This window comes from Enterobacter cloacae complex sp. SHL009 (assembly GCF_049237205.1).
In the GTDB taxonomy this organism is placed as follows: domain Bacteria; phylum Pseudomonadota; class Gammaproteobacteria; order Enterobacterales; family Enterobacteriaceae; genus Enterobacter; species Enterobacter cloacae_M.
In genome coordinates this window covers 139177-151513 of record NZ_JBMKIW010000006.1, presented here as the reverse complement: position 1 = coordinate 151513, position 12337 = coordinate 139177, and the positions used below count along the sequence as shown (strand labels likewise).

13 protein-coding genes are annotated in these 12337 nt (G+C 56.6%); 3 read left to right on the top strand and 10 right to left on the bottom strand.

All coding sequences use genetic code 11. From position 1 onward, the window contains the following. Positions 1 to 45: 45 nt before the first annotated feature. The 4 genes from ACOTZC_RS15515 to ACOTZC_RS15500 all read right to left on the bottom strand — a co-directional run bounded on the left by ACOTZC_RS15515 (position 46) and on the right by ACOTZC_RS15500 (position 3578). The gene (locus ACOTZC_RS15515; RefSeq protein WP_213751768.1) at positions 46 to 1134 is read right to left on the bottom strand and encodes an AAA family ATPase; all 1089 of its coding nucleotides are present in this window, start codon (positions 1132 to 1134) and stop codon (positions 46 to 48) included. Positions 1135 to 1280: 146 nt separating this feature from the next. Continuing rightward, positions 1281 to 2240 carry a YbgA family protein gene (locus ACOTZC_RS15510; protein WP_047173159.1) on the bottom strand — a complete coding sequence of 320 codons (960 nt, stop codon included), beginning with the start codon at positions 2238 to 2240 and terminating at the stop codon, positions 1281 to 1283. A gap of 102 nt (positions 2241 to 2342) precedes the next feature. Further along, positions 2343 to 2753, bottom strand: a complete 411-nt coding sequence (gene uraH / locus ACOTZC_RS15505; protein WP_421635864.1) for a hydroxyisourate hydrolase — start codon at positions 2751 to 2753, stop codon at positions 2343 to 2345. Between the two features lie 99 nt (positions 2754 to 2852). Further along, the gene (locus tag ACOTZC_RS15500; RefSeq protein WP_111964278.1) at positions 2853 to 3578 is read right to left on the bottom strand and encodes a MerR family transcriptional regulator; all 726 of its coding nucleotides are present in this window, start codon (positions 3576 to 3578) and stop codon (positions 2853 to 2855) included. Between the two features lie 117 nt (positions 3579 to 3695). Here ACOTZC_RS15500 and ACOTZC_RS15495 point away from each other — a divergent pair, with 117 nt between their 5' ends. Continuing rightward, entirely contained in the window at positions 3696 to 4220 is a 525-nt protein-coding gene (locus ACOTZC_RS15495; protein WP_109845916.1) for a lipocalin family protein, read from the top strand. A gap of 3 nt (positions 4221 to 4223) precedes the next feature. Here the strand turns inward: ACOTZC_RS15495 and ACOTZC_RS15490 are convergent, their stop codons facing one another. Genes ACOTZC_RS15490 through ACOTZC_RS15465 form a run of 6 tightly spaced genes read right to left on the bottom strand, consistent with a single transcriptional unit; the run spans position 4224 to position 10260 of the window. Next, the gene (locus ACOTZC_RS15490; protein ID WP_421635872.1) at positions 4224 to 5234 is read right to left on the bottom strand and encodes a fimbrial protein; all 1011 of its coding nucleotides are present in this window, start codon (positions 5232 to 5234) and stop codon (positions 4224 to 4226) included. Continuing rightward, on the bottom strand, positions 5234 to 5749 hold the full coding sequence (locus tag ACOTZC_RS15485) for a fimbrial protein (RefSeq protein ID WP_047173160.1): 516 nt from the start codon (positions 5747 to 5749) through the stop codon (positions 5234 to 5236). Before ACOTZC_RS15485 ends, ACOTZC_RS15490 begins: the two co-directional genes overlap by 1 nt. After that, positions 5740 to 8265, bottom strand: coding sequence for a fimbria/pilus outer membrane usher protein (locus ACOTZC_RS15480; RefSeq protein ID WP_421635863.1), 2526 nt, complete (start codon positions 8263 to 8265; stop codon positions 5740 to 5742). Before ACOTZC_RS15480 ends, ACOTZC_RS15485 begins: the two co-directional genes overlap by 10 nt. A 23-nt stretch (positions 8266 to 8288) precedes the next feature. After that, a complete protein-coding gene (locus ACOTZC_RS15475) occupies positions 8289 to 8966 on the bottom strand; it encodes a fimbrial biogenesis chaperone (RefSeq protein ID WP_163354514.1) in 678 nt (225 codons plus the stop codon). A gap of 53 nt (positions 8967 to 9019) precedes the next feature. Continuing rightward, positions 9020 to 9604 (bottom strand): fimbrial protein, encoded by a 585-nt coding sequence (locus ACOTZC_RS15470; protein WP_023309862.1) that lies wholly within the window; start codon positions 9602 to 9604, stop codon positions 9020 to 9022. Positions 9605 to 9657: 53 nt separating this feature from the next. Beyond that, positions 9658 to 10260 carry a helix-turn-helix transcriptional regulator gene (locus ACOTZC_RS15465; protein ID WP_023309863.1) on the bottom strand — a complete coding sequence of 201 codons (603 nt, stop codon included), beginning with the start codon at positions 10258 to 10260 and terminating at the stop codon, positions 9658 to 9660. A gap of 706 nt (positions 10261 to 10966) precedes the next feature. On the opposite strand from ACOTZC_RS15465, the gene ACOTZC_RS15460 reads away from it, so the two are divergent. Together ACOTZC_RS15460 and ACOTZC_RS15455 are read left to right on the top strand one after the other, a co-directional pair. Next, positions 10967 to 11728: a winged helix-turn-helix domain-containing protein gene (locus ACOTZC_RS15460; protein ID WP_045400386.1), complete on the top strand. Its 762-nt coding sequence runs from the start codon at positions 10967 to 10969 to the stop codon at positions 11726 to 11728. Position 11729: 1 nt separating this feature from the next. After that, entirely contained in the window at positions 11730 to 12209 is a 480-nt protein-coding gene (locus tag ACOTZC_RS15455; RefSeq protein ID WP_023309865.1) for a hypothetical protein, read from the top strand. Positions 12210 to 12337 lie beyond the last annotated feature (128 nt).

The window sequence follows — 12337 nt, the reverse complement described above, 5'->3', positions numbered from 1 at the left end:
CCGAAAGAATAGTCATTGAAGGCAGGGAAAGTGAGATATAAAGAACTACCCCAGCCTCTCCACCCTTGTCTCCCCCTCCACCATCGACAGCTGATACAGCGAGAACGACCTCTGCTTCTCAATCAACTTCGCCAGCTCCGGCGAGTGGCTGGTGAGCCAGATCTGCGAGTAGCGGCTGGCCTCGGCGATTAAGCTCGCCAGCGCGGGCAGCATCTGCGGGTGCAGGCTGTTTTCCGGTTCGTTCAACGCGATAAACGCCGGTGGGCGCGGGCTTAGCAGCGCCACTGCCAGGCACAGAAAGCGCAGGGTGCCGTCGGAGAACTCCGCCGGTTCCAGCGGCCTGCTCAGCCCCTCGCGCTGCATCATCATGCGAAAACGTCCGCCGGTGTTGTCGCTGTAAAACACGCAGCCGGGGAAGGCCTGGTCAAGGATGCGCATCAGCAGCAGCTCGTCGCCGATCTCGACGATGGTCTGAAACGCGGCCGCCAGGTTGGCGCCGTCGCTGGCCAGCACCGGGGAGCGGAAGCCGACCTGCGGGGCGCGCATCGCCGAGCCAGACGAGACGGAAAACTCATGATAAAAGCGCCAGTTACGCAGGGACTCACGCATCTGCGACACTTCCGGATAAAGATGCGGTTCGCCGAGCTGTCCGAACACCGATTCGTTCTCGTACAGCGTGCCGCTGTGGGTCACTTTCTCGTGATGCACGTTGTTGAGAAACACCGCCTGGTTCTTACGCTTCATCAGCTGTGATGAAGGCCGACGGCGCTGGCAGCTCAGCCAGATGGACTCCTCTTTGATCACCGGATCGAGCTGAAACTGCGAGGGATAGGGCAGCTTCTCCACAAACCCGACCTGCAGCTCGTATTCGTAGGACTCTGTTTCCACGGCCAGATTCATCCGTCGTAGCTGGTCGCTGCGGGTTTTGCCTGCCCAGAACACCTTCAGAATGCCGCCCTCGTTCGCCAGCGCCTGGGAAAACTGCCCCTGGGCGGCGCTGTGCATCAGGTGTATCGCCTTGTAGATATTCGATTTCCCGGTGCCGTTCGGCCCGAAGACGATATTAAGCTGCTCCAGCTCCAGCGACATCTCGCGGATGGAGCGGTAGTTTTGAATGTGCAGGGTGTTGATCACAGGCAGGCCCCTTTCGCAGAATAAGCCTGTATATAATCACAGTCTTTGAGGTTAAATGCAAAAAAAGAGACGACAGTGAGGATGTCGTCTAAACGGGGTACTGCTTTGGGCCTCTATGGGTCAATGGGGCCTTCGCATTTTTATGATCACTTGACTGCCAGACGCAGACCCAAATCATCAGGATAGGGATCAAAGTAGTTTTGCGTCATCAGATACCGGTCGGGGTATTCGGCCAGGTAGTGCTTCAGCAGCGTGATCGGGGCGAGAATAGGCAACTGTCCGTTGCGATAGTGCAGGATCACGTCGCGCAGCTCGCCGCGCTGGCGAGTGTTCAGCTGGTTACGGAAATACCCCTGGATATGCATCAGCACGTTGGTGTGATTCTTCCGCGAGGCGGGTTTTTTCAGGATGGTCATTAGTTTTTCCCGGTACGCCACGAAGAAGGCGTCCAGGTCTTCCCACTCGTGCAGCGAGGCAACGAACGGGCCGATTTCACGGTAGCCCGCCTGATGGTGCGCCAGCAGCTGCAATTTATAGCGGCTGTGGAAATCCAGCAGCCCACGTCGCGTGAGACCTTTAGCGCGCAGCGTGTTTAGCTCGTGCAGGGCAAATACCCGCTCGATAAAGTTTTCCCGCAGCACCGGGTCGTGCAGCCGACCGTCTTCCTCGACGGGCAGCCACGGGTAGGTTTCAAGAAGGGCGGCGGTGAACAGCCCGACGCCCTCCTTGCGGCCCCGGTTGCCGTTTTCATCGTACAGCCGCACGCGTTCCAGGCCGCAGCTTGGGGATTTTGCACAGACGATAAATCCCGACAGATCGCCGATTTTTGGCAGATAGTCCGCCGTGAACTCGGCCATTTTCTGGGTGAGGTCATCATGAGGCGGTTTGCTGAAACGGAGCTGCGTTTCGCCGCTGTCCGTCAGCGTCAGGCGTATGGCCGGGCGAGGCGTCGGCAGGCCGATGGCCATCTCCGGGCAGACGGGCCTGAAATTTACCCACTGGGCCAGCTCATCCATGACGAAGCCCATACGCTTGTGTCCGCCGTCAAAGCGAACGGCGGATCCGGTCAAACATCCGCTAATACCCAGCACTGGTTTCGTCGTCATGGTTTAGTCCTCCCGTTCATATAATTAAAACTTACACAACATGACTAATTTGTCCAAGTATTCGCGGAACTATTTTTTTTATTCCTTTAGAATCAATGCGCCTTAGCTGCCCTTATAGGTCGAGTAACCGTACTGGCTCAGCAGAAGAGGGATGTGCAGCTTCTCGTTGGTGCGGGTCACGGTAAACAGCACCGGGATTTCCGGGAAGAAGGTGTCCAGCTTTTTGCCGTGGAAGTACTCTGCGGTTTTGAAGGTCACTTTATACACGCCAGGCTGCATGTCCTGGTCCTGCGGATAGAGCGATTTGATGCGTCCGTCGTGGTCGGTTTTACCGCTGGCGATCGGGGTCCACTTGTCCTGCTGCTGCTTCTCCAGCGTAACGGTCACGTCTGATGGCGGCATCCCGGTTTGCTGGTCGAGAATGTGGACGCTCAGCGTACCGGCAGGGGCGCTAAAGGCGGCAGGGGTAAAGGCCATCGCGGCCAGGATCAGCAGAGGGGCAGTTTTTTTCATGGTGTTTTCCTGTGGAGTTATTCGTTACAGGAAAACGTTAGCATCTGCGGCGCGGGAAAATATTCAACTTTTCGTGAAGATTCCCGCAGGAGAAAATGATCAGAGGATAATTACTTCAAGCGATACCTGCTGCTGCCACTGCTCCACCTGCTTTTTCCGCGCGGCGGTGAGCTTGCCGCTGGTGACCAGAAGCCATTTACGCTCCGGGAAAATTTCCGGTGCCAGCGCGTCAGGCGGAACCGGCAGGATGTCGATGCGGTGGCCCTGGCCGGTGCGCGTTAGGGCTTCGAGCCAGATCTCGCACGGGTCGTTCAGGTGCCAGCCGCTGAGCAGAATATTATCGCCCGGCGCTTTTTTATCGCCTTCGAGGCAAAACGAGGTGTAGGCCATGATGATGCCGTCGAGGATCGCGCGCAGGGTCATGGCGGCGGCGACATTGGCCGAGACCTGGCTGCGCAGCGGGCGCAGCACGTTCGCGACCAGCTCTGGCCTTGGGTACTCGCGTCCGGCGTCGTAAATCATCTGGCGCAGAGACTCGACCTTGCCGTCCTGCAGGCGTTGCAGCATGTTCTGCTGGAGGGTTTGCCAGTTGTTGGTCCGACCCGGCGTCGGGCGTTCCAGCAGCGGTTTGACCTGGCCGATCGGGACGCCTTTTTTTACCCAGTCGAGGATTTTGAGCGCCTGCTGGACGTCCTCATCGCTGTACTGGCGGTGGCCGCCTTCCGTGCGCTGTGGCTTGAGTAAACCGTAGCGACGCTGCCACGCCCGCAGGGTGGTGGCGGTGATGCCGCTGAGTCTGGCGAATTCGCCGATGGAGTAAGCCATGTCCGTGTCCAGAGTGGAGGAATACTCTCAATATACTACGAATTTTCCCGAACGGGATGAAGCGCCGAAACGGTGCACTACACTTAACATCCAACCGTGCAAATGAAAGGAATTCTCATGAAGCTATGGCCTGTTGTGACCGGTGTTGCGATTGCTTTGACGCTGGTCGCCTGTAAATCCCCCACGCCGCCGAAAGGCGTGCAGCCTATTACCAACTTCGAAGCCAGCCGCTATCTGGGCAAATGGTACGAAGTCGCCCGTCTGGAAAACCGCTTTGAACGCGGTCTGGAGCAGGTGACGGCGACCTACGGCGAGCGCAGCGACGGCGGCATCAGCGTGCTTAACCGGGGCTACGATCCGGTGAAGAACAAGTGGAATGAGAGCGAAGGCAAAGCGTACTTCACCGGTGAGCCGACCACCGCCGCGCTGAAGGTGTCGTTCTTCGGCCCGTTCTACGGCGGGTATAACGTGATCAGGCTGGACGATAAGTACCAGTACGCGCTGGTGAGCGGCCCGAACCGCGATTACCTGTGGATCCTGTCGCGCACGCCGACCATCCCGGATGCGGTGAAGCAGGATTACCTGAACACCGCGCGCAGTCTGGGCTTCCGGGTTGACCAGCTGGTGTGGGTGAAGCAGTAGCCCCTACTGGTAGGAAAACGTAATGCTGGCCAGCGCGTTGGCCGAGCCGGGGATCAGTTCACCGGTTCGGATGTACCGCGCCTGGAACGGTAACGTGAGCGTCTGCGCCGCCGTGGTGCTCTGGATAAAGAACTGGCCGGTCGTGCCCGCGGCCGAGCTGTCCGGCCCCATCGTCAGCGGCCCGCTGCCGTTGTAGAAAAACTGCACCCCAACGCCGGACGCCGTGGAGTCTCCGGTCAGGGTCACCACCGACGAGGTGTTCGACGGCGTGGTCTGATCGGTCATCACCGCGTGAACCGCCACGTTCGCGTCGCAGGTCAGGCCGACGGTAAACGTTCCCGATGGCGACGTGCTTCCCACCGTGGGCAGGGTACGCATATCGATGGTGCCCAGCGCCACGCTGGCGTTTTTGCTGCCAACCGTACATCCGCTGGCGGTTACCGTGATGCTGGTCGGGCTGATAATCACCTGCGCCGTTTTCGTTTCGTTGTTATAGGCGGTGAGCACCGCGGCGTTGATGGTCGGGATGTTATAGACGCCGGATTTCAGGGCGGCACCGGTTTTAATAAAAGTGACCTTTGCAGACCAGCCCAGATCCTGAGCAAACCCGCTGGTGCCCTCTGCCGGGTAGCTTTGCGTGATACCGGTTTGCAGGGGAATGTATTTTGTTCCCTTAAAATCCTTCAGCCCGATGATATACCCCACGCCCGGTACGCCGGTCTCAAAAACGGTGTAGTTCACCCCGTCGACGGTGACCGTCGCACCGCTCGTGATGGCGCTGCTGCTGGGCTGCAGCGTGCCTTTGCTGCAGGTAAAAACAATCCCGCACCAGAACACCTGCTGCACGCTGGCGGTGGCGCTCCAGGTCGAGCCGATAATGCTGCCCGGCACCACGGAATCCGCCGGCCCGCTGTAGGTCATCGGCTGAGGGGAGAGCGTAATGTCCGATTTCCAGTCCAGAGCCTGCACGCTGGCGCAGAAAAGTAATCCGCCGAGAAGAAATAATAAACGCATCATAGATACTCCGTTGTCCATGTGGCGAAGGCTGACACATCGCCAGCGCTGACGGATGCGCCGGTGGCTACCAGCTGCGCGTAAAAGGTCATCTGTACGCTGTCATCCCCCGCCATTCCGTACGCGGCGGTTTGTGTGTTCAGGGGAATGAGCCCGCTCTCTTTATTGAGGATCTGCACCGCCACGCCGGTAGCGCCACCGTCAGCAATTTTCAGAAGCTGCGGGTTGTCATCATCCGGCGTTCCGCTGAAGCGAATTTTTACGCCAGCAAAGGTTGGCCCGCACGCTTCAAGCCTGAGCGTAAAGGGCGTTTTGATATTGCTGACGGCTCCGGCGCGGTTGAACTGCTTGATGCCAATGGTGCCCAGCGGCACGTTTTGCACCTCAGAGCCCTCTGCAACCACGCAGGTGTTGCCAATCACATTGCCGGTGATGGAGACCAGCACGTCATACCCGCGAACGGGGAGAGCGAAAACCAGCAGTGCGATGCAGCCGATCCGGAACGTTACTGACATACCACCTCCTGAGAATAGAGACCGGTGCGGGCGTTATAGTTCTGCTTGTTTAAGGCGTAGGTAATGGCGCAGCGCTGGCGGCTGCCGCGGCCCCACACGGCGTTCAGCGTGCCCTTCTCTGACAAACCGGAGAGATACAGGCTGCCGCCATCGCCGACGATGCCGCTGGTTTTGTCATCATCGAGCGAGACCAGCGTGCCGAAGGGGAGCACGTCGTTGCCGTGACGCACGATAAACATCGCTTTAGCCCCCTGGTGCGTGATGAAGGTGGCGCGAACCAGGGCGCCATCGGTAGGCGTTTTGTTGGCGATGGCGTTTTCCAGCTCCACGTCGTTGCCGGCGGTCGTCACGTCCAGCGCGACCTGGTTAACGCGGTACGGCGTGGCGTACGGGATCACCGCGTAGCCACGGCCGTCCGTTTTGATGCCCTTATGGTTAAGCACGGCGACGCTGCTGGCTCCCGGCGCTTTTACCAGAATGTTGGTGTTCCCGAGCGGCTGGCTCAGCGTCAGGCCATCTTCATGCACTACCGCGCCGCCGCTGATGCCGTAGCTGAGGTTGCGGGAGTCGCTGGCGTAGCTGTAGCCCAGGTTGTAGTCTCCCCACGCGCCTTCGTACTGCAGGGTGGCATCGCCGCCGTAGTGCTGTCGGGAGCTGTAGCGCTGGTTGACGCTATAGAACAGATTCTCCTCACCCGGCAGGTAGCCGCTCACGCCCGTGCTGGCGGTTGTGCCGGTGGAGTCCGCATGGGTCGTGGTAAAGCGCGCGCGGGTCGACAGCGTCGGGTTGCCCAGCGGGACCGAAATCGACATCGACAGGATGTTATCTTTCTTGTCGTCGTAAAGGCTCGAGCTTCGCTGAACGCTGACGCCAAGCGACACGTTGCGAAACGTGGCGTTCCACGCAAACTGCAGGCTTTGCGTGGTGTCTGACGTGTTCCAGTAGGTCTGCTGATCCCACGACAGCGACAGCGAGCCGTATTGTCCCATCGGCTGCGACAGCAGCAGCTGGTTTTTTGCCTTACGCGACATGCGCAGGTTGTACACGGTGTCGTATTGGGTGGTGACGGTGCCATCGTCTTCCACCGTCTGCTTTGGCGACCCGCCCGACATGCCTTTGTACGTGGTGTCGCTGAGGGTATAAAACCCTTTCGTGGAGTAGCGCAGCGAGAAGAAGTTAACCCGCGTGCCAATGTCGTTCAGCAGCTTGCTGTAGCGCAGGCGCACCGAATCACCGGTATAGTGCCGATCGTCCGCCAGCTGGCTGCGGGCGTGGGTAAGGTCAATAGAATAGGCGCCAAAGCGGCCGAGGTTTTGCCCAAACCCGAGGGCCAGGCCGTTATAGCGATCGGCAAACTGAGCCCCGCCGTAAAACGTCAGGCCGTATCGCCAGCCGTAGAACAGCTCGCCCTGCGCGAAAGAGGGCGCGTCCTGATTGCCCGTCGGACGGTATTTCCCGGCGCCCAGGGCATATTTCGTCTGTCCGTTACGCACCAGGTTCGGCACGCTGGCAAAGGGAAGCGTGTATTGCGTTTTGCTGCCGTCGTTCTCCTGAATGGTGACCGCCAGATCGCCTCCCGAGGAGGTCGGATAGAGATCTTTCAGCACGAACGCCCCCGGCGGAACGGAGGTTTGATAGATGATGTTGCCGTTCTGGCGAACCGTGACCGTGGCGTTGCTGCGAGCAATGCCCCGGACTTCAGGCGCATAGCCGCTGAGGCTGGCGGGCAGCATGTTGTCATCGGTTTTCAGGGCGATACCGCGCAGGCCCACGGAGTCGAAAACCTGCGCCGAGGTGTACGTTTCCCCGGCGTACACCTGCGCGCGCAGGGCGTGAATATCGCGCTGCAGCCAGGTCTGCACGTGGGTAAGTTCATTGCTATCTTTTGTCCACGTGGTGAAATCACGCAGCCGCCACGCGCCCAGGTTGACGCCGCTGTTGAGGCTTGCAAACAGCTGCTGTTCCCGCGTGCGCGTCTCGCCGCGATATTCATTATTCGAGCCATTGACCACGTAATTTAGCCACGCGGCAGGAATGCCCGCCTCCCAGCTTTCCGGGCTGACATATCCGCGCGGCAAATTGCGCATCGTACTTTGCGGTACGGTGAAGCTCAGGGTGAGCGTCTTCTGGTCCAGATCAAACTGCGTATCCGCAAACGCCTTCGTTAAGACGATGCAGCGTTGCGCCAGCGGCAGCACTCCGCCCTTCGCCTGATGACTATCGATGCCCAGCGCGTCGAATTGCTCGTGCGTGAGGCAGGGCAGCGCTTCACCCTTGCTGTCTTCAGCAAGGCGGAACGTGACGTTACCTGTGAACGCGTAGTTGGTATTGATATACACGTTGAGGTTGTAATCACCCGGCGGCAACGCGCTCCCGGCGTTGACCCATGCGAGATCGGCGCTGTTCGCGCTCTCGCCGTTGAGGAACGCGGGGTTAAATTGCAGCTCGCTTTCAGCAGCCACGGCTTGCCGAATCACCAGGGAGATCACCGTGGCGCACAGGATTTTTATTTTCACGTGGTCACGCCTTACTGTTTTTATTATTGGGATAACGACGCGCGCGTGGCGGGGGTCCATGCCCCGTAATCGTTAATGGTTTGATAGCTCATGCTGCTCGCGTGGCTGAAGCGTTCAGCCAGCGTCACGCTGCCTTTCGGGGGCACCATCACCGGCTGCACCGGCATACCGTCAATTTTCACGTTGATGGTGGTGAGGTAGTACGGCGTTGGGTTACTGAGCGTCACTTTTCCGGCACGGTAGGCACCGGCCAGTTTTTTCCACGCCTCTCCCGGGGTCTCACTGAGTCCCTCCGGGCGATAAAAGACCTTGATGCGGTTAGCCGATGCAAACTGCAGCGTATTCCCGGCGCCGCTTTTCGCCTGCTGGGGGATGGCTTTGACCGTCATCCAGTAGAGCGTCTCCCGATCCTCTGGCAGGGCTTTGCCGTTAAACATGATTTTCACCGCGCTTTCGCTGGCCGGTTTTATGACGTACAGCGGCGGCGTGATCGCGAAGTCGTTGGTACGTTCGCCTTTCTCATTCTCCATCCATGACTGGATCAGGAACGTGGCGTCGGGATGGGTGTTTCTCACCTGCATCATGGCCTGGCTGGTGGCGCTGGAGTAGACCAATCGCGTTGCGCCCAGCCCCACGCCGCCGGCATAGACGGCGGAGGAACATAACGCGCCCGCCAGGCAAATCCATGTGTTTACGCGCATAGTGTTACTCCTGAAAGATAAGACAGGCCCGGCTCGCAGACCGGGTCTGAAGATTACGAATAGGTCACTGTGTAGGTTGCGACGGCGCTGGCATCACCCGCGGTGGCGCCGCCCTTCGGCGAGTAATATTTCGCGCTGAAGTTCAGGGTGTTGGCACCCTTACGCAGAGGGATGGCCGAAGCGGGTTCACCCAGCTTCACCACGTTGCCCTGCTCGTCATAAAGGCGAATAGCCACGTTTTGCGCAGAGTTGGCGCTGCCGTTTGCCCCGACGGACAAGCTATTAACATCGGAAGTGTCCGGCGTGCCGGTGAAGGTGACGGCCACGGTTGTGGCGGCAATCGGGTTCTCATCCGTAGAGGCTGAGGTATCGGCGATTTCGCAATCTTCCAGGGTGATGGCAAACGCTTTTGCCGTGCTGGCTTCGCTGCCGGCGGTCGCCAGCGTTGCGGTACGCACTTCACCCATATCCACGTCAATGTTGGCGCTTCCTGCGCTGATGGCGCAGGCGGAAGTCACCACTTTGCCGCTAAAGTTCACCGTGCCGCCGCTGGTGCCGGCAGCCAGGGCCGTGCCCGCTGGCAGTAATGCCGCGATAGCGATCGCGAGCAGCGTTTTATTATTGAATTGAGCTTTCATTGTCCTGATTCCATTATGGTGTTATGTCGAGATTTGCTCTGAAAGCAGCAGGTCTAACTGGTTAAAAAGACCAGCAAATCTGTCTTGTTCCTGAGCCCGAGTTTTCTTATCGCTGAGCTTTTTAACGCGCTGACACGACGGTAAGAAAGCTGCTCTGTTTCGGCGATGTAACGCATATCCAGACCCTTTCGCAGTTCCTTCAATACCCTCCATTCACCCGGCGTCAGCGATAACGCCGTGGGTTTTTTTATTGGGCGATAACGGCTATCGACCATTTTTAATACGCTGGCTCGCCAGTGATAAAGCGGGTCCTGCAGCGAGAGATAGGCGTCTATTTCACCGCGTATCCACAGCCAGGAATTTGCCGGTGCGGAATACATGCAAATAAGTACGTCGGGATAAAGGACTTTCATCTTCCTGATATATTTCAGGCAGTCATATCCGGCGTGATATTTCTCCATGCCGGATAAAAAAATCACGTCTACCGGTGCGGCCGCGAGTATCGTTTCGATCTCCGCGTAATTATCGATCGATGCCGTAATCTGCATAGCCGGGACAATATTTTTTAATAATGCGGCGATCCCCTGGCGCGCAAAGTGATCTCCACCCAATAGCGCGATATTTAAATGACGTGTGTTGTTGAGCTTATTCGCCATGTCATTCCCTCGATTTATAATTGTAATGAGACTCGTCTGTCTGGCAGAACGATGTCTGTATTTTCGAAGCAATTAAGCATTGCACGGTGTGAGTCCACTATACTCAGGGCGTAAAAGAGGTAACCTGAATTAATCTTAATTTGTTTTAAGTACGGTTTAGGTGTAGCGTCAATTTCTCCTCGCTGAACCGGCTTTTGCTTATCTGCCTGTAAATAATCATACCGATAGTTTTTATTGAAAAGTTAGCTTTAATAAATGTTTTGTAAGGAAATAGTCTGGGGACGTCATGCGACGCGGGTTGTTACTGACGGTGACTAACAGTTCCGTGCCGAAATTGTTAATTAAGACGACAGGTTTCGAATGGGGCATAATTTCGAAACCCGCCGGGAACGCCCGTCCTCTCTCCTTTTTGTTAAAAAAACAAATTAAGGGTGCTGAATAATTCAGACAATGATGGCTAAACCGTTCAACGGGCGGATTTGTCGAGTTTTGTCAGTGTCAAGACGGCTTTAAATAGCGGTTAAGAAAACTTTAGACCCGTCAGATAAAGAGAAAGGAAAAATAAGAATTTTCGCCAGGCGCCAGGATATACAGTTGCGCATTTATCCGTCACATTAATCCTTACACAGGCGAGGGATACGCATGTTAACCGTGAAGGGAATCTACTGGAGCAACAGGCGTTGACCGGAGGTATTTAGCCCATTCTATGCATAAGCATTACATTATTAATGGCCTGGTAGAGTTTCATCCAGCGGCCAGCACATTACGCGATCTCAACAATCCTGACCGGGTGGTGGTATTAAATTCCCCGGCGGGGCGCTGTTTGTTGTTATTAATAGAAAGAGTCGGAAGTATTGTGACTCAACAGGAGTGCATGGATATTGTCTGGCAGCGCCGGGGGATGCTGGTTTCGCCTAATACCTACTACCAGAATATTTCTATTCTGCGTAAGGGGTTGAAGAAAGTGGGGTTTGAAACCGATCCGATTGTCACTATCCCGCGGATTGGACTGACGCTCGCAAGCGATACGCAAATCACCGTTAAAGAGACGCAGCCGCAGGCTGATGAGGAAGAACGTGCTGCTCCGGATGTCTGCGAAGAGACCGTCGCCCCGACCGACTCGATGCGCCGCTTCTGGCTGCCGGGCACGCTGGTGCTATTGCTGATGCTGGCTGGCGTGAGCGTTATCAGCCATAACCTGCTGCATGACAGCTATTTCGTCGACGGGTACCGCTTCGCGATGAAGATGGGCGAATGCCAGCTCTATTTTTCTCGCGATATTGAAACGCAGCGCGACCGGGATAAAGCCCTGGCCTATGCCGCCCCGTTTAAGGACCAGTGCGCGAACTATCCCTGGGTGTACGTCAGCGGATACATCCTGCTGCCTCGCGCGTCGGTCATTCGCTGTGACAGGCCGATGACGGAACCCAACCGCTGTATGTCCGATTATTTTATAGAGGATCGCTAGTATGGTTCGCTACCGTCAAACGCTTGTTGCGCTCTGCCTGTGCCTGCTGATGGGGGCTGTCGTGGCGGCGTATTACCTCTGGCATCGCCATTACATCCAGCCCTTTTCCTGTCAGGCGAACTTTATTCAGCATCACCGTGATGAGACGCTCTCTCTGTGGCTGAATTACACCGTGGAGGGTAACAGCGGAATACTCAGCATGAATGGCCGGTTGAAAAGCGATCCCACGAAGACCCTGAATCGCAAAGTTTTCTTTCAGATTGAGCGCAAAGACAGCGTCTATAATCTGACGTCCATACGCAATATGAAATTTCCGGACGACAACATCAGCGACAGCTGGCTGGAGAAGTACGAGCCCTTATTTTTTATCTATCCGAATAAGAATATTTATATGCGTATTAAGAAACAGCAGAATGAGAATTATTTATTTATTCTGGGGACGCTGCCGACCTATGTGTGCCACACGTCAAAAAACGGATAGCGACAGGGAGAAATGTTTTTAAGTTTTTGCGACCATCATTTATGCTTGATTTAACAGCCAGGACCTATCTTAGGAAAATATAACAGCAACAATAATGTTGCGATAATGTAATTATTCTTCGGCAAGTT